The 24,339-nt window shown below is 64.2% G+C and carries 11 protein-coding genes; 2 read left to right on the top strand and 9 right to left on the bottom strand.

All coding sequences use genetic code 11. From position 1 onward, the window contains the following. Positions 1-12: 12 nt before the first annotated feature. Positions 13-1,386, bottom strand: coding sequence for an MFS transporter (locus RYH74_RS22105; RefSeq protein ID WP_025338609.1), 1,374 nt, complete (start codon positions 1,384-1,386; stop codon positions 13-15). Between the two features lie 374 nt (positions 1,387-1,760). Here RYH74_RS22105 and quiC point away from each other — a divergent pair, with 374 nt between their 5' ends. Beyond that, the gene (quiC, locus tag RYH74_RS22100) at positions 1,761-3,668 is read left to right on the top strand and encodes a 3-dehydroshikimate dehydratase QuiC (protein ID WP_025338610.1); all 1,908 of its coding nucleotides are present in this window, start codon (positions 1,761-1,763) and stop codon (positions 3,666-3,668) included. A 125-nt stretch (positions 3,669-3,793) separates the two neighbouring features. Here quiC and RYH74_RS22095 read toward each other — a convergent pair whose 3' ends face one another. The 5 genes from RYH74_RS22095 to RYH74_RS22075 form a co-directional block, all read right to left on the bottom strand. After that, positions 3,794-4,462 carry a class I SAM-dependent methyltransferase gene (locus tag RYH74_RS22095; RefSeq protein WP_286101651.1) on the bottom strand — a complete coding sequence of 223 codons (669 nt, stop codon included), beginning with the start codon at positions 4,460-4,462 and terminating at the stop codon, positions 3,794-3,796. A gap of 45 nt (positions 4,463-4,507) precedes the next feature. After that, positions 4,508-5,371, bottom strand: coding sequence for a sensor domain-containing diguanylate cyclase (locus RYH74_RS22090; RefSeq protein ID WP_075044810.1), 864 nt, complete (start codon positions 5,369-5,371; stop codon positions 4,508-4,510). 97 nt (positions 5,372-5,468) lie between these two features. Next, positions 5,469-6,797: a TolC family outer membrane protein gene (locus tag RYH74_RS22085; protein ID WP_075044811.1), complete on the bottom strand. Its 1,329-nt coding sequence runs from the start codon at positions 6,795-6,797 to the stop codon at positions 5,469-5,471. Position 6,798: 1 nt separating this feature from the next. After that, positions 6,799-8,139 (bottom strand): HlyD family type I secretion periplasmic adaptor subunit, encoded by a 1,341-nt coding sequence (locus RYH74_RS22080; protein ID WP_075044812.1) that lies wholly within the window; start codon positions 8,137-8,139, stop codon positions 6,799-6,801. A 6-nt stretch (positions 8,140-8,145) separates the two neighbouring features. Beyond that, the gene (locus RYH74_RS22075; protein WP_317410131.1) at positions 8,146-9,882 is read right to left on the bottom strand and encodes a type I secretion system permease/ATPase; all 1,737 of its coding nucleotides are present in this window, start codon (positions 9,880-9,882) and stop codon (positions 8,146-8,148) included. Positions 9,883-10,429: 547 nt separating this feature from the next. Here RYH74_RS22075 and RYH74_RS22070 point away from each other — a divergent pair. After that, positions 10,430-21,184: a peroxidase family protein gene (locus tag RYH74_RS22070; RefSeq protein ID WP_317410130.1), complete on the top strand. Its 10,755-nt coding sequence runs from the start codon at positions 10,430-10,432 to the stop codon at positions 21,182-21,184. 154 nt (positions 21,185-21,338) lie between these two features. Here the strand turns inward: RYH74_RS22070 and ttdB are convergent, their stop codons facing one another. From ttdB to RYH74_RS22055, 3 genes are read right to left on the bottom strand one after another with little or no spacing between them, the layout of a single operon-like run. Then, positions 21,339-21,947, bottom strand: coding sequence for a L(+)-tartrate dehydratase subunit beta (gene ttdB, locus RYH74_RS22065; protein ID WP_003259286.1), 609 nt, complete (start codon positions 21,945-21,947; stop codon positions 21,339-21,341). Further along, positions 21,944-22,843, bottom strand: coding sequence for a L(+)-tartrate dehydratase subunit alpha (gene ttdA / locus RYH74_RS22060; RefSeq protein WP_013972067.1), 900 nt, complete (start codon positions 22,841-22,843; stop codon positions 21,944-21,946). The genes ttdB and ttdA overlap by 4 nt, the downstream gene beginning before the upstream one ends. A 54-nt stretch (positions 22,844-22,897) precedes the next feature. Continuing rightward, positions 22,898-24,247: a dicarboxylate/amino acid:cation symporter gene (locus RYH74_RS22055; protein WP_317410129.1), complete on the bottom strand. Its 1,350-nt coding sequence runs from the start codon at positions 24,245-24,247 to the stop codon at positions 22,898-22,900. Between the last annotated feature and the right edge of the window lie 92 nt (positions 24,248-24,339).

Here is a 24,339-nt window from a genome sequence, read left to right as displayed (position 1 = left end):
CCCTGCAATCTGTCAGTGGCTCACTGCCTGAAAGCTCCCTTTACGGCTAGCCTCATACGCGGTCTTGTCCATCGGTTTGGCATCGGGGTTGCCAAGGTCTTCCATCGCCAGGCGATGGGTTTCCGGGGCGATGTACGCTGCCAGGGCACACACGCAGGTGATGAAGAACGCCAGGCCACCGACCACCAGCGGGATGTTGTCCGAACCAGGCGGGGCTACCAGGGCGAACAGCGCCGGCAGCATGGCGGTCAGCATGGTGCCGATGTTCTGCGCGATGGCCATGGCCGAAACACGGTAGCGGGTGTGGAACAGCTCTGGGTAGAAGCTTGGGAACACCGCGTTGTAACCCTGGTACACCATGCCCCACATCACGATCGACGAGGCGAACGCCAGCGGTACGTTCTGGATGCTGATCGCATACAGGTAGACGAAGGCCAGCAGGCCCGAGCCCAGGCAACCGGCGATCATGGTCGGGCGACGGCCGATCTTGTCGGACAGGTTGCCGACAAACGGAATCACCAGCACCGCGACGATGTTGCCGACTACCGGAATCCACAGGTACACGCTCTTGTCGAAGCCGATGCCATAGGCTGGCTGCACCGCGTAGGCCGCACCGAAGATGGTGGCGACCACCGGGATCACGTTCATCAAGGCCATGAACATCACCAGCACCATGTGCTTCCAGCTGTGGCGGAAGGCCTCGCTGATCGGCGACTTGGCGACTTTGTCCTGCTTCTCTTCCTTCACGAACGCCGGGGTTTCGTGCACTTCCTTGCGAATGATGAAGCCGGCGATCAGCACGATGGCGCTCATCAGGAATGGAATGCGCCAGCCCCAGTCGTTGAAGGCTTCGCTGGGCATGAAGTAGGCCAGTGGCAGGAACACTGCCGCCGCCAACACCTGGCCAGCCTGCACGCCTTGCAGGGTGAAGCTGGCGTAGTAGCCCCGTCGACCGAACGGTGCGTGCTCCATGATCATCGAACTGGCACCGGAGATTTCCCCGGCCACGGCAAAGCCCTGGATCAGGCGCAGCACCACCAGCAAGGCCGGGGCGAGCAGGCCGATGTCGTGGTAGGTGGGCAGCAGGCCCACGGCCATGGTCGACAGGCCCATCAGGAACATGCACAGCAGCAGTACGTTCTTGCGGCCGCGGGTGTCACCCCAGTGGCCCAGCACGAAGGCGCCGACCGGGCGCGCCAGGTAACCCACGCCGTAGGTGGCCAGCGAGGCAATGATGGCCATTTTCGGGTCGGTGTTGGGGAAGAAGATCTGCGGGAAAATCAGCGCAGCGGCCTGGGCATAGATGAAGAAATCGTAGTACTCGAGTGCCGAGCCTATCCATCCACTGGCGGTCGCTTTCTTGGCTTGAGAGCTGGAGTGAGCCATCGTTGTCTCCGTTGTTATTGTTGTTTGCACAGGTTCCGCCGGAGATTCGCCAAGGCAGAAGGCGAGGGTCGGTGTGCCTGCGTCTGTGGTTCATGTTGACCACGGGCCAGTGGACTGGCAATTCGCTAAAACCGGTTTTGTGCGATAATCGAACGCAAAACTAACCATTCCGTACAAAGAGATTGAAGCGACGACTTTACCTGCGAATAATCGATCGTGCCAGGAACTGTGGTCCTGATTTTCCAGGTCTGGCCCTATCGCCGACAAGCAGCTCCCACAAGGTATTCGCCAATCCTGTGTGAGCTGGCTTGCCGGCGATTGGGCCGGTACAGGCAGCCCTGGCCTCAACCCTCTAACAACAAGGAACTCCCGCCATGCAGCGTTCGATCGCTACCGTGTCCTTGAGCGGCACCCTGCCGGAAAAGCTCGAAGCCATCGCCGCCGCCGGTTTTGACGGCGTCGAGATCTTCGAAAACGACCTGCTCTATTACGCCGGCAGCCCGCGCCAGGTACGGCAGATGTGCGCCGACCTGGGTATTGCCATCACCCTGTTCCAGCCGTTCCGCGATTTCGAGGGCTGCCGCCGCGACCGCCTGCAGAAAAACCTCGACCGCGCCGAGCGCAAGTTCGACCTGATGCAGGAACTGGGCACCGACCTGGTGCTGGTGTGCAGCAACGTCCAGGCCGATGCCCTCGGCGAAGAGCAATTGCTGGTTGACGACTTGCGCCTGCTGGCCGAGCACGCTGGCAAACGCGGCCTGCGCATTGGCTACGAAGCGCTGGCCTGGGGCCGTCACGTCAACACCTACCAGCAAGTCTGGAACCTGGTGCGCCAGGCTGACCACCCGGCCCTCGGGGTGATCCTCGACAGCTTCCACACCTTGTCGCTCAAGGGCGACCCGAGCGCGATCCGCGATATCCCCGGCGACAAGATCTTCTTCGTGCAAATGGCCGACGCGCCGATCCTGGCCATGGATGTGCTGGAGTGGAGCCGCCACTTCCGCTGCTTCCCGGGGCAGGGCGAGATGGACATGGCCGGTTTCCTGGCGCCAATCCTTGCCACCGGCTACCGCGGGCCGCTGTCGCTGGAAATCTTCAACGACGGCTTCCGCGCCGCACCGCCCCGGCAGAATGCCGCCGACGGCCTGCGTTCGCTGCTGTACCTCGAAGAACACACCCGCCTGCGCCTGGAGCAGGAAGGTACCTCGATCGAGCCCGGTGTGCTGTTCACCCCACCGGCGGCCAGTGCCTATGACGGCGTGGAGTTCCTCGAATTCGCAGTCGACGAAGCCGTTGGCGCGCGCCTGGGCAGCTGGCTGAAGCGCCTGGGCTTTGCCGATGCCGGCAAGCACCGCAGCAAAGAGGTGCAGTTGCTGCGCCAGGGCGATATCAACATTGTGCTGAACGCCGAACCCTATTCCTTCGGCCACAACTTCTTCGAGGCCCACGGGCCGTCGCTGTGCGCCACCGCGCTGCGGGTCAAGGACCAGCAAGCCGCCCTGAAGCGCGCCACGGCCTTCCGTGGCCAGCCGTTCCGTGGCCTGGTCGGGCCCAACGAGTGCGAAGTGCCGGCGGTACGTGCGCCAGATGGCAGCCTGCTGTACCTGGTGGAGCAGGGCACTGCCGGCCAGACCCTGTACGACACCGACTTCAGCCTGGACAAGAACGCCACGGCCACCGGTGGCCTGCGCCGTATCGACCACATGGCCCTGGCCCTGCCGGCCGAGTCGCTGGACAGTTGGGTGCTGTTCTACAAGAGCCTCTTCGATTTCGCTGCCGACGACGAAGTGGTACTGCCGGACCCTTATGGCCTGGTCAAGAGCCGCGCCCTGCGTAGCCAGTGCGGCACTCTGCGCCTGCCGCTGAACATCTCGGAAAACCGCAACACCGCCATCGCCCATGCGCTGTCCAGCTACCGTGGCTCGGGCGTGCACCACATCGCTTTCGATTGCGACGACATCTTCCGCGAAGTGGCGCGGGCCAAACTGGCTGGGGTACCGTTGCTGGAGATCCCGCTGAACTACTACGACGACTTGGCGGCGCGTTTCGATTTCGACGACGAGTTCCTCAGCGAACTGGCGTACTACAACGTGCTGTACGACCGCGATGCCCAGGGCGGCGAGCTGTTCCACGTGTACACCGAGCCGTTCGAAGAGCGTTTCTTCTTCGAGATCATCCAGCGCAAGGGGGGGTATGCCGGTTACGGGGCGGCCAACGTCGCGGTGCGCCTGGCAGCCATGGCCAAGGCCCGCAGCGGGGCGGCGCGCAAGCCAGTCCTGTAGTTGCTGCCTGTACCGGCCTCATCGCCGGCAAGCCAGCTCCCACAGGATCACCACGGCCCGATAGGCCAGTGCAGTACCTGTGGGAGCTGGCTTGCCGGCGATGAGGCCGGTAAAGCCACTGCGGTTCAGCGCCCCTCGGCCACCAACAGCAGCGACTGTGGCAGCGCACTCTGGGGGTGCTGTGGCTCCTGCAGGCTGACCAGCCGCAACCCCGCCATGTCCAGCGCGTTCAGCCAGCTGGCCAGGGTACGGAAGTACCACGGCATCACCTGCCAATCCCCGGCGAACCCGGCAAACGCCTCCTCCCGCCAGCCATCCTGGTAATCCCCATCCGCCACGCTCCACGGGTGCAGGGTCTGGATCACCAGTCCACCCCCGGGCGCCAGCAACGCATTCATCGCCGCCAGCAACGGGATGATGTCCTGATGCAACAGGGCGAAGTTGGCACAGATCAGGTCATAGTCCTTGCCGACATAGGCCTGCCCGGCGGCCAGCTGTGCATAGCTGGCCAGGTGCACCTCGGCAGAGCCTGCAGCACGCGCGGCATCCACCAGCGCCCGGTCTCCATCCACACCTACCGCCTCGATACCCCGGTCGCCCAGCGCGCGCAGCAGCCAGCCTTCTCCACAGCCCAGGTCGAGCACCCGTTCGGGCTGGCGGCCAAGAATGGCCAGCAGGATGGCCTGGTCGGTGACCTGTCGGCGGCTCTCGATACTGCCGCTGCGCACCGCATCGATCCAGGCCTGTGCGTTGTGCTGCCAGCTGTCGAGCAAGGCGTCTTCAGGGTTGCGCATGGTCATCTCCGTCGTGCTCGTTTCCGCTGGCGGCCGCCAGAGCGCTCAGCCGGCCGCAGCGCGCTGTCGCTTGATCCGGTACATATCGCCATCAGCATGGCGCAGCAGCATGTCGGCATCGTTGCCGTCCTCGGGGAAACGGGCCACGCCAATGCTGCAGGATGGCGCGTCGATGCCGGCAAACTCGGCGCCGAGTGGCTCGGCCATGGCGGCCAGGATGCGTGCCACCTGTTCGGCGATGGCCTCTGGCGACACGTAATCGGTCAGCAGCACGGTGAACTCGTCACCACCCATCCGCGCCACTGTATCGGTCGCACCTACGCAGCCTTCCAGGCGCCGCGCCAGGGTGCACAGCACCCGGTCACCCACGCTGTGGCCATGGTTGTCGTTGATGTCCTTGAAGTCATTGATATCGATGAACAGCAACGCCAGCGGGTGGTTGTGGTGTCGGGCTGCGGCAAGGGCTGCGTCCAGCCGCTCATTGAACATGGCCCGGTTGGCCAGGCGGGTGAGTGGGTCATGGTGGGCCAGGAAGCGCAGTTCCTCCTCGGCCTGGCGTTGGGCGGTGACATCCCGCGCCACACCGATGCGGGCATCGGCCTCATCGGACCAGCAGGCGGCCCACAGGATATGCACGATACCGCCATCCTTGCGGATGTAGCGGTTGCGGAAGTCGTAGTGGGATTGGCCGTTCATCACCCGGACGATCGATGCGCGGGTGATCGCCAGGTCGTCAGGGTGCATGTAGTCGGTGATCGGGGTGCCGATCAGTTCGCAGGCCCGGTAGCCCAGCAGCGCCTCGCAGGCATCGCTGACGAAAACGATCTGGTTGTCCCGGTCCACCACGAACACCGTGTCCAGCATCAGGTGGATCAGCCTGGGGTATAACGCTTGGAGGTCTACGGGCATGGGGCAGGGCGTCCACGGCGGGGTGACCGATCATAGCCTGAAATGGAACAAAATGCGGTAGGCACCGCATACCCTGTGGGAGCGGGCTGCCCGATAGTCAGTTGCTCACCACCAGTTCCGGCCCGAGGTAATCGTTGATCTGCTGAATATCGTCATCCCCCAGGCTGCCCACCGACGATGCCAGGCGCAGCCGCGACATCAGGTAGTTCAGCTTCGCCTCGAACAGGTCATGCCGGGCGTCAAACAGCAACTCCTCGGCATTGAGCACATCCGAGTTGGTGCTGGTGCCGCCTTCCCTGAAACCCTTGCGGGCCGAAAGCAGCGAGCGTTCGTTGGACGCCACGGCCTTTTCCAGCGCCTGAATGCGCAAGGCGCCACTCTGCACGCCGCGGTACTCGCGGGTGGTGCCGGAAATCACTTCCTCGCGCGTGGCGTCCAGTTCATCCAGGGCCTTGGAACTGTTGGCGCTGGCCTGGCGGGTGAGGGCACTGGTGCTGCCGCCGCTGTACAGCGGAATGTTCAGCTCCAGCCCGATCGAGCTGTAGTGGTTGCGCTGGTTCAGTTCGGAAATCGACTGGCTGCTGCCGGCGGTATAGCCCGCCACGAAATCCAGGGTCGGCCAGTGCCCGGCGCGGGCGCGTTTCACTTCTTCTTCGGCCAGCTCGTAGCTGTGCCGGCGCGCATGGATCAACGGGCTGTCGGCCTGGGCCTTGACCAGCCAGTCCTGCAGGTTCCCCGGCATCAGCGGCGGGGTGCTGAAACCCGGCTGCAAGGTGGTCAGCGACTCCGGCGTTTCACCGATGTATTCCTCCAGCTTGCGGCGGGCGTTGACCAGGTTGTCCTGGGCCTCGATCAGGTCGGCCTCGGCCAGGTCGCGACGGGCTACCGACTCGTCGATGTCGGTGATGGTGCCGGCACCCAGCTCCATGCGGCGCTTCGCCGACGCCAGTTGCTCTTCGAAGGCATTCAGCTTGGCCTTGGCCAGGGTGATGGTTTCGCTGGCCAGCAGCACGTCGAAGTAAGCCTCGGCCAGGCGCACCGCGGCGTCCTGGCTCTTGGCATCGAACACCGCCACGCTGTAGTCCGCACGCTGCTGGCCCTGACGGTATTCGGCCATCTTCTGCTTGTTGAACAGCGGTTGGCGCAACCGCACGTTGGCGCCCTTGGAGTCATAGTCCAGGTCGCTGTCCCGGCCATTCTGACGCTGGCTGCCATTGACCCTGTTGAAGTAGCCCGCAGCGTTGATCTGCGGCAGCAGGCCGGCCTGGCCAATGGCGCGGTTCTCGCTGCCGGCTTCTTTCTCGTGCACCGCGGCGCGGTAGATCGGGCCCTGGTATTGCAGCAGGTCCCAGGCTTGCTTCAGGTCCATGGCACTGGCCTGTACGGACAACCCCAACAGGCACAACATCAGGCACGGGCGATTCATGTCATTGCTCCTTGAACGAGGCGTCCACGCGTTCGAGCATCGGCTTGAGCAGGTAACTGAGCAGGTTGCGCTCGCCGGTCTTGATGGTGACGGTGGCCGGCATGCCGGGGCGAATGTGGTTGCTGCCCAGCAGGCCCATGCCGTCCTGCGTCACTTCCACCTGGGCCAGGTAGTACGGCTGCTTGCTTTCTTCGTCCATCAGGCGGTCGGCAGAAATGGTCATGACCCGCCCGGGGATGTTCGGTGTCTTCGCATGGTTGAAGGCCGGGAAGGCGAGGTCCACGTCCAGGCCCGGCACCATCTTGTCGATGGCCTGCACCGGGATCATCGCGTCCACCTGCAACGGCTGGTCGAGCGGCACCACCTCCATGATCTTGGCCCCAGGCTGGATGATGCCGCCGACCGTGGCGATGCTCAGGGCCTGGACCATGCCGTCGATCGGTGAGCGTATCACCGTGTGGGTCACTTCGTAGTCCAGCGCGCGCAGGCGATCGGCCAAGGTGGTGTTCTCCTTGGCGGTATCGGTCAGTTGCGATTCCACTTCCTTGAGATAGTCGTGCTGGCGTTGCAGGATGCGCAGCTTGATCTCGGTGGCCTGACTGCGCGCCCGGGCAATGTTGTTGAGGTTTTCGGCCTGGCCGGCGGACAGGTCGGCATTGTTGCGCTCCAGCTCCAGCAGGCGGTTGCGTGGCACATAGCCTTCGGCGGCCAGCACGCGTGTGCCTTGCAGTTCCTGGTTGAGGAAGCCGATCTGCGAGGCGCGGGCGCCGTACACCTGCTGCAGGCCCTTGAGCTGCACCGCCGTGGCGGCCAGGTTTTCCTCGAGGATGCTCAGTTCACCGGCAAGGCCCGCGCGACGGGTGTCCAGCAGGCGCTGTTGCAGGTCCATGGCGGCCAGCAGGCGCGGGTCGCTACCGTAGTGCTTGAGCAGGGCAGGGTCGAAGGTGACTGTGTCGCGGCCATCGCGCTCGGCTTCCAGGCGGTTTTCCACGGTCTTGCTGACGATGTACTGGGCACTGACCGCGCCCTGTTCGGCCACCGCGCGCAGGGCGTCCAGGCGTACCACCTCCTGGCCTTTCTTCACCATGTCGCCTTCACGCACCAGGATCGCCTCGACCGTGCCGCCGGTCAGGTGCTGCACCGCCTTGCGGTTGCTGGTGACCTTGACCGTGCCGGTGGCGACTACCCCGGCATCCAGTGGGGCCAGGCACGACCACAGCAGGAAGCCGCCAAAGCCGGCGATGACCATCCATACGCCCCAGCGTGCCGGCCGGCCCATGTCCAGGTCGATACCGTTGCGGGCCTCGGCGGGAATCAATTCGGTGTGTTGGGTCATCTGCATGATCGATCACTCCCGTGCTTTTACCGAGGCCAGGGGCGCTGCGGTCGCCGCCGGGATCACGCTGGCCTTGCGCAGCGCCGCGAACACTTCGTCGCGGCTGCCGAGCATGTGCACGGCACCGTCACGCAGCATCAGCACCTTGTCGACCGCGCATAGCACATTGGGCCGGTGGGAAATCAGGATTACCGTGGCCCCGCGCGCCTTGAGTTCGGCCAGCGCATCGACCAGGGCCTTTTCGCCAACGTCATCGAGGTTGGCGTTGGGCTCGTCCAGCACCACCAGGTTCGGCTCGCCATACAGCGCACGGGCCAGGGCGATGCGTTGCTTCTGGCCACCGGACAGCGGGCTGCCGTCGGCTGCCAGGCGGGTGTCGTAGCCCTGCGGGAAGCGCAGGATCATGTCGTGCACGCCACTGCTGCGGGCAGCGCGGATCACCGCTTCGCTGTTTACTTCGGTGAAGCGTGCGATGTTCTCGGCGATGGTGCCCTCGAACAACTCCACGTCCTGCGGCAGATAGCCGAGCCACGGGCCAAGTTCGGCCTTGTTCCAGGTGAAGATGTCGGCACCGTCCAGGCGCACCTTGCCGGCCTGGGTCGGCCACACGCCTACCAGCAGGCGGGCGAGGGTGGATTTGCCCGAGGCCGAAGGGCCGATGATGCCCAGGCTTTCACCCGGGACCAGGCTGAAGCTGACCCCGCGCACGATGTTGTTGTTGGTGCCGGGGGCGCCGGCGATCACGTTTTCCACGGCCAGCATGCCCATTGGTCGTTGCAGCGACATGCTCGGTGGCCGCTGCGGGTAGTCGTGCAGCAGGTCGTTGAGCCGGCCCCAGGCGGAACGACAGCCCAGCAGTTGCTTCCATGCGGCGATCACCTGCTCCACCGGGGCCAGGGCGCGGCCGGTGAGGATCGAGCAGGCGATCATCATGCCGGGGGTGATCTTGCCTTCGATCGCCAGCAGTGCGCCGGCACCGAGGATCACCGACTGCAACGTGATGCGCACGAAGCGCCCGGTGCTGCTGATCATTGCGGCGCGGTCGGAGGCCAGGGTCTGCATCTGCAGGATGCGCAAGTGGCCCTGGTACCAGCGCTTGCCGATCGCCGGCAGCATGCCCATGGCTTCGATCACTTCGGCGTTGCGCAGGTTGTTGTTGGCATAGCTGGCCGACGACATGGCCGCCTGGTTGGCTTCGGCCAAGGGTTTTTGCGTGGCCTTCTCGGTGAGGTAGGCCAGGCCCACCAGGATCAGTGAGCCGATCAGCGTCACCAGCCCCAGCAGTGGGTGGACCAGGTAGCAGACAAGCAGGTAGATCGGCGTCCAGGGGGCATCGAAGAAGGCGAACAGGCCGTTGCCGGTCAGAAACTGGCGCACCTGCGCAAGGTCCTGCAGGGCCTGGGCCGGGTTGCCGCCGGCGCGGCTCAGGTTGCGTTCGAAGGCAGCGCTGAAGATGCGTCGGTTGAGGTCCATGTCGAGGAAGTTGCCGACCCGGATCAGTACGCGGGTGCGGACCATCTCCAGGGACGACATCAGCATGAACAGGCCGATTACCAGCAGGGTGAGCATGGTCAGGGTGGTGACGTTGCGGCTGACCAGGGCGCGGTCGTACACCTGCAACATATAAATTGCTGGCGTCAACATCATGACGTTTATCACGCCGCTGAAGGCGGCCAGGGCAAAAAAGCTGCGGCGCAGGCGGAACAGCACGTCGGCCAGCTCGGAACGGGTACGTGGCGGCTTGTGCATCGGGGGCCTCCCTTTATCACAAACGGGAAGCCCTTGCGGCGCCCCGTACAGCGGTAGTTGTGGCTTCTGGTCGGCTCGCAGGCGGGTCGCTCTAAGGGCGAATGGTCCAAAACGCTGCGTTGCTCCCACATGCAGCAGCGTAGGTTGCAGTGAAACACTCGGTAATATCTTTTTGCTCTATAAAGTCTTTGAACTTTTCATAAGTGCCATGAAAAACAGGGAGTTGTGTCGCGTTATCAATGCCGGACGAATTTTTTGACGGGATATTGACAAGTTTTTCTTCTGCGACTTTAGTCTGATGTATTCGGACCCTGTGCGAGCTGGGGTCGATGTGTGTGCGGTGCCTACCTGTATCGCACCGTTTACAAGGTTCCCGCCGTTCCTGTGGGAGCCGGCTTGCCGGCGATGAGGCCAGTGGCGATAACACAGCACCGTAGTGCCCAACTGCCCCCAGAACCCAGAATCAGAAACTGCGCACGTCACTGACTGGGCGCGGGAAGGACCCTGTTGCCCTGAGTCATCTCCCGACAGATCGAGGGCAATTGAAATGGCAGATTTCAGCAAGTCGGACCTGGAGTTCATCCTCCAGCAGATCTTCATCGCCGAAGCCCATGCCGATGGCACCAGCCTGATCGACCTGCTGCCCAACAGCCAGGTGCCGTTCGGCCTGCGTACCGTGGACGGCAGCTACAACAACCTGGTGACCGGGCAGAGCGAGTTCGGCGCCGCTGACAACTCGTTCCTGCGCCTGCTCAGTCCGTCCTTCACCGGCGCCTATGCCGGCACCGGTACGGTTACCGACTCGCAACCACGTACCATCAGCAACCTGATCGTCGACCAGACGGCGAACAACCCGGCCGCAGTCGAAGCCAATGGCGGCGCCGCCCCGGTGATCAGCCCCGGCATCGATGGGGTATTCGGCACCGCTGATGACACGGAAGTGTTCTTCATCCCCAACGTGTCGCCCGACGTCGGCCTGACCGCCGGCTTCAACGCCTGGATGACCTTCTTCGGCCAGTTCTTCGACCACGGCCTGGACCTGGTCACCAAAAGCAGCACCGACGTCGTGTTCATCCCGCTGCAGCCGGACGACCCGCTGTTCGTCGAAGGCAGCCCGACCAACTTCATGGTGCTGCCACGGGCTGTGCGTACCGCAGGCGCCGATGGTGTGGTGGGTACCGCCGACGATGGCCAGACCAACACCACCTCGCCGTTCGTCGACCAGAGCCAGACCTACAGCTCGCACCCCTCGCACCAGGTGTTCCTGCGTGAATACACGCTCAATGCCGCAGGCGACCCGGTAGCCACCGGGCGGCTCATCACCAACCGTGACCTGGGCGCCGATGGCCGCTTCGGCACCGCCGACGATGGCAATGGCGAAAGCGGTGGCATGGCCACGTGGGCAGTGGTCAAGGCTCAGGCCCGCGACCTGCTCGGCATCAACCTGACCGATGCCGATGTGCACAGCGTGCCGCTGCTGGCCACCGACCCCTACGGCAACTTCCTGCGCGGGCCCAACGGCATGCCGCAGGTGGTGATGCGCGTCAACAATGGCGCCGACGGCATCGCCGGTACCGCCGACGACGTCACCACGCTGGTCGAAGGCAACCGCGACGCGCCGATCAGCCTGGCCAATGCCGTGAGCACCGGGCATGGCTTCCTTGACGACATCGCCCACAACGCCGCGCCGGTGATCGTGAACGGAGTGCTGCAAGCCGACGCCGATACTGCCGTGGGCAACGCACAGCCGGTGGGGCCGGGTGGCAACAACCTGACCTACGACAACGAACTGCTCGACGCCCACTACATCGCCGGCGACGGCCGGGTGAACGAGAACATCGGCCTGACTGCCGTGCACCATGTGTTCCACTCCGAGCACAACCGCCTGGTGCAGCAGACCAAGGACACCCTGTTGGCTTCCGGCGACGTGGCGTTCCTCAACCAGTGGCTGATCGATGATGTCGCTGCCATCCCCACCACGCCCGCCGAAATTGCCGCGCTGGTATGGGACGGCGAGCGGCTGTTCCAGGCGGCCAAGTTCGGCACCGAGATGCAGTACCAGCACTTGGTGTTCGAAGAGTTCGCCCGCACCATCCAGCCGCAGATCGACGAGTTCCTGGCCCCCAATGGCTACGACACCTCGATCGACCCGGCCATCCTCGCCGAGTTCGCCCATGTGGTGTACCGCTTCGGTCACTCGATGCTGACAGAGACCGTCGACCGCTTCGACCCGGCGTTCGCCCCGGTGGACGGCGACCCGCAGCTCGGCCTGATCGCTGCCTTCCTTAACCCGCTGGCCTTCGCCGGCAGTGGTGCTACCGCCGACGAAGCGGCCGGCGCGATCATCCGTGGCGTCACCCGTCAGCTGGGCAACGAAATCGACGAGTTCGTCACAGAGGCGCTGCGCAACAACCTGCTTGGCCTGCCGCTGGACCTGCCCGCGCTGAACATTGCCCGTGGCCGTGACACCGGCATCCCCACCCTCAACGAGGCGCGGCGCGATTTCTATGCCATGACCGGCGACAGCCAGCTCAAGCCTTACATCAGCTGGGCCGACTTTGCCGACCACCTCAAGCACCCGGCGTCGCTGATCAACTTCATCGCCGCCTACGGTACCCACGCCACCATCACCGGGGCGGACACCGAAGCGGCCAAGCGCGCCGCCGCCGTGGCGCTGGTGCTTGGCGGTGACGGCGCGCCAGCGGACCGCCTGGACTTCCTCAACGGCACCGGCGCCTACGCCAACGTGACACTGGTCGGAGCGGACGGCATACCCGGCACCGCCGATGACATCACCGGAGTGACCGTGACCGGTGTCGATGACATCGACTTCTGGGTCGGCGGCCTGGCCGAGCAGAAAATGCCATTCGGCGGCATGCTCGGCTCCAGTTTCAACTTCGTCTTCGAGACACAGCTGGAAGCGCTGCAGAACGGCGACCGGTTCTACTACCTTTCGCGCACCGCGGGCATGAACTTTGGCACCGAGCTGGAGAACAACTCCTTCGCCAAGCTGATCATGCTCAACTCCGATGTCACCCACCTGTCCAACACCGTGTTCCTCACGCCGACCTTCACCCTCGAGGTGGACCAGACCAAGCAGTTCACCGGCCTGGGTGCCGATGGCCGGGCCGACCCGACGGGCGGCATAATGATCAACGGCGTCGAAGTGGTGCCGCTGGTGATTCGCGACAACCCCGATACCGTGGGCACCGACACCAACTTCCTGCATTACACCGGCGAAGACCACGTGGTGCTGGGCGGCACCTCCGGCAACGACATCATCATCTCCGGTGAGGGCGACGATACCGTCTACGGCGACGCCGGCAACGACACCCTGGAAGGCGGTGCGGGCAACGATGCCGTACTGGGCGGCGCCGGTGATGACATCATCACCGACTCCTTCGGCGACAACCGCCTGGAAGGCAACGACGGCAACGACGTCATCGTTGCCGGCAGCATGCTGGTGGGCGGTAACCTGATCCTGGGCGGCAACGGCCAGGACTTCATCATCACCACCGAAGACATCAGCACCACCTTCGGCGGGCAGGGCGACGACTTCATCCTCGGCGCCAAGACCAACCTGCCACCGACCGGCAACGAGGGCGACGACTGGATCGAGAAGGGCACCCAGGACGGTGCGCCCGGCGACAACTTTGCGCCGCTGCTGGGTGACGAAGTGGTCGGCAACGACATCTTCGTCGGTGGTGGCGGCTTCGACGAAATGATCGGCGAGGGCGGTGACGACATCTTTGTCGGCAGCGACGCCCAGGACAAGATGGACGGCATGTCCGGCTTCGACTGGATTACCAACAAGAATGACCAGGTTGGCGTCACCGTCGACCTGACCCTGGCCGCCCTGGCTCAACCCCATGGCAACGCACCGAACCAGAACACCGGTATTTTCAACCCGGTCGGCGCCTCGCCGGCTTCCATCCTCGACCGCTTTGCCGAGGTCGAGGGCGTGTCCGGCTCGAACTTCGCCGATGTGCTCAAGGGCGATAATGTCGATGCCGTGACCATCCTCAACCACGGCGGTGCCACCGGCAGTGCGCTGACCAACGTGGCACTGATCCGTGGCCTGCAGCAGTTCCTGGCCGATGCCGGGTTGCCGACCACCGGCTTTGCCACCGGCAACATCATGCTCGGCGGCAACGGCAGCGACCTGATCGAAGGCCGTGGGGGCGATGACCTGATCGACGGTGACAAGTGGCTCAACGTGCGCATCGCCGTGTATGCCCCGGGAGACGTCAACCACACCGGCCCTGAGATCGCCAGCTTCGACAGCATGGTCGACATGATTCCGTTCATGCTCGACCGCACCTACAACCCTGGCCAGCTCAAGGCCGTGCGGGAAATACTGCCCGGCACCTCGACGGGAGGCGCGGCGTTCGACACGGCGGTGTTCTCAGGGGTGCAGAGCGAGTACACGGTGACGCAGAACACCAAAGGTACGCTCGACACATCAGATGATGTCTGGACAGTGACCGACAACGTGGCTGGACGCGATGGCGTCGATACCCTGTTGCACATCGAACGCCTGCAGTTCGCCGACAGCCAGCGGGTGCTGGTGGAAGGCGTGAATGCGCAGCCTGTCGGCAACCCGGCCATCACTGACGGCAACGGCGGTGCGATCACCGTGGGCGATCTGCTTACGGTAAACGTGGCCGGCGTGCGGGATGCCGATAACATCAGCGCCGGCAACCCGCTGGGCACGCTCGCCGACCGTTCGGTGTCGTACTACTGGCAGTTCGAGGCCACCCCGGGCAGTGGTGTGTTCGAGGACATCATCCTGCTGCCGGCCGGCGACCTGGCGTTCCAGAGTGCCGACGGCACCACGTTCAAGGTGTCGCCAGACCTGGCCGGGTTGTCCCTGCGGGTCAAGGCGATCTACCAGGACGCCCATGGCACCACCGAAGTGCTGTTCTCCCAGCCCACCACCGTGGTGCAACCGGGCGCGCCTGTGGTACCGACGCCAGCCACGCCGGTGGCGGATGCCACTGCTGGCGGCGCCGGGCTGCACATGGTGCGTTCCGACCTCAACTTCATCCTCGACCAGATCAAGATCGCCGAGGCCGATGCCAACGGGGCAGACATCCTCTCGCTGCTGCCCAACATCCGTTCGGCGCTGGGCCTGCGGGCGGTGGATGGCTCGAACAACAACCTGATGAACCTCAACGGTATCAACAACACGCAGTACGGTGCCGCCGACAACGTCTTCCCGCGCGTGACCGACCCGGTGTTCAACCCGGCCGAAGGTGCACCGGCCGGCTTCTTCGGCCCTGGCTCGCCGGCCATTCCGGGCTCGTCTTACGAACAGACCAGCGGCCCGGTGTTCGACTCGCAGCCGCGCACCATCAGCAACCTGCTGTCCGACCAGACCTCCAACAACCCGGCTGCCTATGCCACGGCATATGACCCCGGTGCGGACGGTGTGCTCAACTTCGGTGCCGTGGGCAACGACGACGTGCTCAAGGACGGCGTGCGCATCGTCGCCAGCCCAGGCCTGGACGGCCAGTTCGGCACCGGCGACGACCACGACGTTTACCTGTTCGAGAACACCGCCGCCGATGCTGGCCTGTCCGCGCCGTTCAACGCCTGGATGACCTTCTTCGGGCAGTTCTTCGACCATGGCCTGGACCTAGTCACCAAGGGGGGCTCCGGCACTATTTACATCCCGCTGCAACCGGATGACCCGCTGTACGTGGAGGGTGGTTTCACCAACTTCATGGTGGTGACCCGTGCGACCAACCTGCCTGGGCCGGATGGCATCCTCGGCAACGCCGATGACATCCACGAGCACACCAATACCACCACTCCGTTCGTGGATCAGAACCAGACCTACAGCTCGCATCCTTCCCACCAGGTGTTCCTGCGCGGCTATCTGCTGACCGACGACGGACCTATCGCCACCGGCCGATTGATCACCAACCGGGACCTGGGCGCCGACGGCCGCTACGGTACCGCCGACGACACCGAAATTGGTGGCATGGCGACCTGGAAGGTGGTCAAGGCCCAAGCCCGTGACGTACTGGGCATCAACCTGACCGACGCAGACGTCGACAACGTGCCGCTACTGGCGACCGATGCTTACGGCAACTTCATCAAGGGGCCCAACGGTTTCCCGATGGTAATCATGAAAGGTGCCGACGGCATTGCCGGCACGGCCGACGACCAGCAGGTCGAAGGCAACCCGCTGGCGCCGATCGACCTGACCAACGCCGTACGCACCGGTCACCAGTTCCTTGCCGACATCGCCCACAATGCCGTGCCGGTGTTCAGCGGTGGCGTGCTGGTGCCTGATGCCGATACCGATGTGGGCAACGCCGTGCCGGTGAACCCAAACACCGGTGCCAACCTGGCCTACGACAACGAACTGCTCGACGCGCACTACATCGCCGGCGACGGCCGGGTCAACGAGAACATCGGCCTGACTGCCGTGCATGCGATCTTCCACTCCGAGCACAACCGGCTGGTGGCGCAGACCATGGACACCGTGCTCGATTCGGGTGACCTGGCCTTCATCAACGAGTGGCTGCTCAACCCGATAACAGTGCTGCCGGCCGACCAGGCCGCAATCGACGCGCTGGTGTGGAATGGCGAGCGGCTGTTCCAGGCCGCCAAGTTCGGTACCGAGATGCAGTACCAGCACCTGGTGTTCGAGGAGTTCGCCCGCACCGTACAACCGCGAGTCGACCTGTTCTTCGCCCCGACCCAGGTGTATGACGTCGACCTCGATGCGTCGATCGTGGCCGAGTTCGCTCACACCGTGTACCGCTTCGGCCACTCGATGCTGACCGAGACCGTCGACCGCTTCGACGTCGACTTCACCGTCATCAGCGACCCGGCCAGCGCCAACCCCGACCAGCAACTGGGCCTGATCGCGGCGTTCCTCAACCCGCTGGCGTATGCCGCCAGTGGCGTTACCCCCGAGGATGCCACCAGCGCCATCGTGCGCGGGGTCACCCGCCAGGCCGGTAACGAGATCGACGAGTTCGTCACCGAGGCGCTGCGCAACAACCTGCTCGGCCTGCCACTGGACCTGCCGGCAATCAACATCGCCCGTGGCCGCGACGTCGGTATCCCTTCGCTGAACGCTGTGCGCCGCGATATCTACGCACAAACCGGCGATACCCAGCTCAAGCCTTACACCAGCTGGGTCGACCTGGTGCAGCACCTGAAGCATCCGGAGTCGTTGATCAACTTCATCGCTGCCTACGGCACTCACAGCACCATCACCGAGGCCACCACGCTGCTGGAAAAACGCGCGGCGGCCATGGCCTTGGTGTTCGGCGGCGACGGCGCACCAGCCGATCGCCTGGACTTCCTCAACAGCACCGGAGCCTACGCCAACGTCACGCTGCCTGGCAGGGATGGCGTGCTGGGTACCGCCGATGACCTGCGGGCAGTGACCGTGACCGGGGTCGATGCCATCGACCTGTGGATCGGCGGCCTGGCCGAAGCGAAAACCCCGTTCGGCGGCATGCTGGGCAGCACCTTCAACTTCGTGTTCGAGAACCAGATGGAGAAACTGCAGGACGGCGACCGCTTCTACTACCTGGAGCGCACCGCCGGCCTGTCGATGAACGCCGAACTGGAAAGCAACTCGTTCGCCAAGCTGATCATGGCCAACACCTCGGCCACCCACCTGCCGGGCCTGGTGTTCTCCGACCCGGGCTTCTACCTGGAAGTGGACCAGAGCAAGCAGTTCAACGAAGGCCTGGGCAACCTCGACCCACTGGGTGAAAACGGCGAGCAGGTGGTGTTCCGCGACAGCCCGCTGACAGCAGGCCCGGACACCAACTACATCCGCTATGCCGGTGCCGAGCACATCGTGCTGGGCGGCACCGAGGGTGACGACATCCTGGTGTCCAGCGAGGGTGACGATACGGTCTGGGGCGATGGCGGCAACGACCGCATCGAGGGTGGCGACGGCAACGACCAGCTGCGTGGTGGTGCCGGCGACGACATCATCAGCGACATGGGTGGTGACGACAACATCCAGGGCGGCGACGGCAACGATGTGCTGCACGGCGGTAATGGCGTCAACCTGATCATCGGCGGTTTCGGCAACGACTTCATCGTCACCGGTGAGGACGCCTCCGAAGCCATTGGCGGCCAGGGCAACGACTTTATCCTGGGCAGCAAAGCCAACGAGCAGGACATGGGCAACGAAGGTGACGACTGGATCGAGAAGGGCACCTCGGACGGTGCGCCTGGCGACAACTTCGACCCGCTCGGCAACGACCCGATCATCGGCAACGACGTGTTCATCGGTGGCAACGAGAACGACAAGTTCAACGGTGAAGGCGGCGACGACATCATGGTCGGCAGCCTGGGCTTCGGTGACCGCTACATCGGTGGTTCCGGCTACGACTGGGCGACCTTCAAGGGCCTGGCCCAGGGTGTGACCGCAGACTTCAGCGACCGCTTCTTCGATGTGCCGCCGGTACCGGGTTCGGGCGCGTCTGCGCTGGTGCGCTTCGACATCATGGAAGGCCTGTCGGGTTCTGCCCATGGCGACTTCCTGCGCGGTGACAGCGAAACTTCTGCCACCTTGCCTACCAACGGCGCCAACGGCAGCGTGCTGACCAACATCAGCCTGATCAACGGCCTGTCCGGCCTGCTGGCTGCCGGGGCAACGTTCTACGACGGTGGCAACATCATCCTCGGCGGCAGCGGCAGCGACCTGATCGAAGGCCGTGGTGGCGACGACATCCTCGACGGTGACAAGTGGCTGAACGTGCGCATCAGCGTGCGCGCCAACAGCGACGGCACCGGCCCGGAAATCGCCAGCTTCGACAGCATGGAGCCGATGGTGCCGCTGATGCTCAAAGGCACCTACAACCCGGGCCAGCTGGTGATCGTCCGTGAAATCCTGAGCGGCACCGACAGCTACGACACGGCGGTGTTCTCGGGGGTGGCCACCGACTATAGCGTGGTGGTCGATGGCAACTCGGTGATCGTCACCGACTCGGTGGCCGGGCGTGATGGTGTCGACCGCCTGACCGGCATCGAACGCCTGCAGTTCTCGGATGGCTCGCAAGCCTCCGGTGTGGGTACCGCGGTCAACGCCGGCCCCACCGGCAGCCTGGTGATCCTTGACGCTGCCACCGGCGTGCGTGACGACACACCGGTCAGTGGCCAGTTGCTGCGGGTCACCCCGCTGGCGGTACATGACGCGGACAACGTCAGCGCGACCAACCTGACCGGTGCGATCACCGGCCCGGTGGCGTACTACTGGCAAGTAGAGACCCTGCCAGGCTCGGGTGTCTATGAAGACATCACCTTCGTTGCTGCCGGCGAGGTTTCGCGAGCCGTCGGTAGCACCTACCGGGTCACGGACGATGTGGCGGGGCTGAACATCCGCGTACGCGCGGTGTACCAGGACACCAAGGGTACGCTGGAAATCGTCGATTCGGCGCCGAACAGCGCGCCGACCGCCGGGCCTACCGTGACCGGGCTGCTGGTGCAGAACCAGACGCTCACCGCCAACCCGGCAACCATCGTCGATGCCGACGGCCTGAGCAACCCGCGGTTCACCTTCCAGTGGCAGTCCAACCGGGGTACGGGCTGGGTCGACATTGCTGGCGCCATCAACAGCACCTTCCTCCTCACCCAGAACCAGGTGGGGCAGAACATGCGGGTGGTGGTCAGCTACGTGGATGACTTTGGTGTGCAGGAAAGCATCGCCTCCGACATCCTCGACCCGGTGGCCAACGTCAACGATGCGCCCACCGGTGCCGTGCTGATCAGCGACACCACGCCAGACCAGGGCCAGACACTGACCGCGCTCACCGGCAGTATCGCCGACCTGGATGGGCTGGGTGCGTTCAGCTTCCAGTGGCAGCAGAACATTGGCGGCACCTTCAGCAACATCGCGGGTGCCACTGCTGCAACCTTCACCCCGGGCTTCGAGCAGGGTAACCGGCAGTTGCGGGTGGTCGTGAGCTACACCGACGCCTTTGGCACCCGGGAGTCGCTGACTTCGGCCGCGACCGCGGCGGTTGTGCCGCCGCCAGGCGTGGTGCTGGTCGGTACTCCCGGGGCCAACACCCTGACCGGTGGTGCGGGCAACGACACGCTCTCGGGGCTGGGTGGCAACGATGTGCTCAACGGCCTGGGCGGCGCCGACCAACTGTTCGGCGGGGATGGTAACGACATCCTCAATGGGGGTAACGACCCCGACAGCCTCGACGGCGGTGCCGGCAACGACACCCTCAACGGCGGGCTTGGTGCAGATGCCATGGTTGGCGGTGCAGGCAACGACACCTTCGTGGTCGACAACCTCGGCGACACCGTGAGCGAGGCGCTGAACGGTGGTGTCGACCTGGTGCAGACCACCCTTGCCAGCTACACCCTGGGTGCCAACGTCGAAAACCTGACCTTTACCGGGGCAGGCAACTTCACTGGCACCGGTAACACGCTGGCCAACACCATCACCGGTGGTGCCGGTAACGACCTGCTCAATGGCGGTGCCGGTATCGACCGCCTGGTTGGTGGCCTTGGCAACGACACCTATGTGGTGGATAACGCCGGCGATGTGGTGGTCGAGGCTACGGCGGGCGGTACGGATACCGTGCGTGCCACGGCGGCCAGCTACACCCTGGGTGCCAACGTCGAGAACCTGACCTATATCGGGGCGGGCAACTTCACCGGTACCGGTAATGGCCTGGCCAACATCATCACCGGCGCGGCAGGCAACGACACGCTGAACGGCGATGCTGGCAACGACCAGTTGCTCGGCGGCCTGGGCACCGACACCCTGAACGGTGGCGCTGGCAACGACACCCTCGACGGCGGCGCCGGCAACGACTCGCTGTTCGGGGACACCGGCAACGACAACCTGCAGGGTGGTGCCGGCGCTGACAGCCTTGATGGCGGCAACGGCGTCGATGTGCTGCAGGGTGGCGACGGCAACGACACGCTGTTTGGTGACGTTGGCAACGACACCTTGCAGGGTGGTGCCGGCAATGACTTCCTCAACGGTGGGGCGGGTAACGATACCGTCGTGGGCGGTGCCGGCAACGACACCATGATGGCCACTGACGGCAATGATGTCTTCCAGTTCGCTGCCGGCTTCGGCAATGACCTGATCATCAACTTTGACGCTGTTCCGCAGGGTGGCCAGGACCGGCTGGATATCGCTGCCCTCAACATCACCGCGGCCACCTTTGCCGGCAGCGTCATCATAGCCGATGTCGGCAATGACACGCTGGTCAGCATCGGTACCGACTCCATCCGCCTGGTGGGGGTGGCGGATGCAACCACGGTGACCGTAGCGGACTTCAACCTGGCAGGTTGAGGGCCAGAGAAGACGTGACAAGGGCCGCTTTGCGGCCCATTCGCGGGCAAGCCCGCTCCCACAGGGATATCACTGCCCTCAGGCTTGGTGATACCCCTGTAGGAGCGGCCTTGTGTCGCGATTGGGCCGCAAAGCGGCCCCATGTCGCACGCAGTTACTTGATGAACCGCACCTGGCTGTTGATCTTCTCGATCACCGCCCCCTTGCGTTCGTTGAACCGGGCCTTGTTCTGCTCGAACAGGTTGTTGCCCTTGGTGTCGATGGAGATGATCAACGGGCCGAACTCGCGCACGCGGTTCACCCATAGCGTCTCCGGCATGCCCAAGTCCTGCCATTCCGCACGCTCGATCTCTTCCACCTGGGTCGCCGCCAGCACCGCGCAACCGCCCGGGAACACTGCATGCACTGCCTTGTTTTCCAGGCAACCGGTTGTAGTCTCCGGGCCCATGCCACCCTTGCCGACGATCAGCTTGACGCCGGTCTGCTCGATGAACTGCTTCTCGAACTTTTCCATGCGCATGCTGGTGGTCGGGCCGATGGAGACCATCTCGAAGCTGCCATCGTCCTTCTTCCTGACGATGGGGCCTGCGTGGAAAATCGCGCCGCCGCGCAAGTCGACCGGCAGCTCGCGGCCCAGTTCGATGAGCCGGCGGTGGGCAACGTCACGGCAGGTCACCAGTTGGCCGGTGAGGTAGACCACATCGCCCACGTTGAGGTTGGCCAGGTCTTCGTCGCTGATAGGTGTGCTCAGGATCTTTTTCACAGTACTACCCCTTCGTGCGAGAGGATGTCGTAGGACAGGTCGGCGTTGATGCGGATCTTGCCGCGGCGGTGCGCCCAGCAGCCGGTGGACACCGCCACACCGATGGTGGACGGGTGGCGGGCCGAAGACTCGATGTTCACGCCCATCACGCTGCTGTTGCCGGTCAGGCCCTGCGGGCCGATGCCGATTTCGTTGAGGCCTTCCTCCAGCAGCTTTTCCATCATCGCCGCGCTTTCGTTGGGGTGGCTGGAGTCCACTTCGCGCAGGATGGCCTTCTTCGACAGGCGTGCCGCCGTCTCCACCGAGGTCGATACCCCTACACCCACCAGCAGTGGCGGGCAGGCGTTGACACCGCGCGAGGTGATGACATCGAAGACGAACTCGGTCACCCCTTCATAACCTTGCCCCGGCATCAGTACCTTGGCCGAGCCCGGCAGCGTGCAGCCGCCGCCGGCCATGTAAACGTCGACGATGGCGTAGTCGGCATCGGGGATGATTTCCCAGTCCAGCCACGGGATCTTCGAGCCAGTGTTGGTGCCGGTGTTCTTCTCGATGAAGGTTTCCACCGCATTGTGGCGCAGCGGCCCCTGGATGGTGGCTTCCCTGGTGGCGTTCTCGAGGATGCCTTCCATCTCGCCCAGCAGCGGGAAGCGCGCGCCCGCCGAGACGAAGTACTGGATGACGCCGGTGTCCTGGCAGCTGGGGCGGTTGAGCTTGTCGGCGTATTCCTGGTTGTCGGCCATCGAGTCGTACACGGCGATGGCCAGCGGGTTGGTTTCGGCGGCGCGCAACTTGGCGGTCTTTTCCTTGACGTCGCGGGGCAGGCGCTTGCCGATATAGGCGGTGAACTTGGCCATCACGTCGGTAAGCGATGACACGGCTGTTTCTTTGTCCATGATTATTTCCTCACTGCATCACAAGGCGGGTTCTTTTTGCTGTTTTTCGAAAGATCAGGGTGCGGGTGTGCCGGCCTCCATGCGTGCAAGGGCAGGGTGCGGCACAGCGGCCTCGGGTTCGGGGGCGGTCGGTAGCTGGCCGTCCAGGGCCTGGGCCATGCGCTGTTTGTCCAGCGCACCCACCCAGTTGGCGATGGCCACGGTGCCGACCGCGTTGCCGATGGTGTTGGTGATGGCCCGGGCTTCGGACATGAAGCGGTCCACGCCCAGCAGCAGGACCATGCCGGCCACCGGGATGTTGTCCATGGTCGCCAGGGTCGCGGCCAGGGTGATGAAGCCCGAGCCGGTTACGCCTGCAGAGCCTTTGGAGGTGAGCAGCAGCACACCCAGCACGATCAGTTGGTCCATCAGGGTCAGCGGTGTGTTGGTGGCCTGGGCGATGAAGATGGCGGCCATGGTGTAGTAGATGCACTGGCCGTCCGGGTTGAAGGTAAGGCCCGAGGGGATCACCAGGCCGACCACAGGCTTGGACACGCCAACCTTTTCCAGCTTGTTCATCAGTTGCGGTACCACCGACTCGGATGAGCTGGTACCCAGTACCGTGAACAGTTCCTCCTTGAGGTACTTGAGGAACTTCCACAGGTTGAAGCCGCACAGCCGGGCAATGGCGCCCAGCACCACCACCACGAACAGGAAGCAGGTCAGGTACATGGTCGCCATCAGCTTGCCCAGCGAAACGATCGAGCCCAGCCCGTACTTGCCCACGGTGAAGGCCATGGCCCCGCAGGCGGCCAGCGGTGCCACGCGCATGATCATGCCGACGATGAAGAACATGCCGTGGGAGAACGCTTCAAGCACATCCACCATCGGCTTGCCGCGCGGGCCCAGGTGGGAGAGGGCGATGCCGAACAGGGTGCTGAACAGCAGAATCGGCAGGATCTCGTTCTTGGCGAAGGCATCGGTCACGCTGCCGGGTATCACATGCAGCAGGAAATCGATGAAGCCGCCGCTGTTGCCGGCTGCCGCGGCGGTGTAGGTGGAGATGCTCTTGGCATCCAGGGTGGCAGGGTCGACGTTCATGCCCTGGCCGGGCTGCACGATGTTGACCACCACCAGCCCCAGTACCAGGGCAAAGGTGGACAGCACTTCAAAGTAGATCAGCGCACGCACGCCGACGCGGCCGAGTTCCTTCATGTTTTCCATCTTGGCGATGCCCAGCACCACCGTGGCGAAGATGATCGGGGCGAAGACCATCTTGATCAGTTTGATGAAGGCATCACCGACGGGCTTCAGGTCAGCGCCAACCTGTGGCCAGAACACCCCGATCAGCACCCCGAGGGTTACGCCGATCAATACCTGTACGTAGAGCTTGCCGAACAACTTGCCGAACAATCGCTTGGCCATTGCCGTCTCCGAATTATTGTTGTGAGTCGGATTTATCTGGCGGCCGGGCTGCTCGTGAGGGGTGCAGGTCACACCTGGCCTTGGCGGCCGAA

The organism is Pseudomonas sp. LSJ-87 (assembly GCF_032971465.1).
Lineage (GTDB): Bacteria > Pseudomonadota > Gammaproteobacteria > Pseudomonadales > Pseudomonadaceae > Aquipseudomonas > Aquipseudomonas putida_Z.
This window is presented reverse-complemented; position numbering and strand designations above follow the sequence as displayed.

Coding starts and splice junctions, on each gene's coding strand:
- RYH74_RS22105 (WP_025338609.1), bottom strand. CDS start 1,386: ATGGCTCACTCCAGCTCTCAAGCCAAGAAAGCGACCGCCAGTGGATGG.
- quiC (WP_025338610.1), top strand. CDS start 1,761: ATGCAGCGTTCGATCGCTACCGTGTCCTTGAGCGGCACCCTGCCGGAA.
- RYH74_RS22095 (WP_286101651.1), bottom strand. CDS start 4,462: ATGCGCAACCCTGAAGACGCCTTGCTCGACAGCTGGCAGCACAACGCA.
- RYH74_RS22090 (WP_075044810.1), bottom strand. CDS start 5,371: ATGCCCGTAGACCTCCAAGCGTTATACCCCAGGCTGATCCACCTGATG.
- RYH74_RS22085 (WP_075044811.1), bottom strand. CDS start 6,797: ATGAATCGCCCGTGCCTGATGTTGTGCCTGTTGGGGTTGTCCGTACAG.
- RYH74_RS22080 (WP_075044812.1), bottom strand. CDS start 8,139: ATGCAGATGACCCAACACACCGAATTGATTCCCGCCGAGGCCCGCAAC.
- RYH74_RS22075 (WP_317410131.1), bottom strand. CDS start 9,882: ATGCACAAGCCGCCACGTACCCGTTCCGAGCTGGCCGACGTGCTGTTC.
- RYH74_RS22070 (WP_317410130.1), top strand. CDS start 10,430: ATGGCAGATTTCAGCAAGTCGGACCTGGAGTTCATCCTCCAGCAGATC.
- ttdA (WP_013972067.1), bottom strand. CDS start 22,843: ATGGACAAAGAAACAGCCGTGTCATCGCTTACCGACGTGATGGCCAAG.
- RYH74_RS22055 (WP_317410129.1), bottom strand. CDS start 24,247: ATGGCCAAGCGATTGTTCGGCAAGTTGTTCGGCAAGCTCTACGTACAG.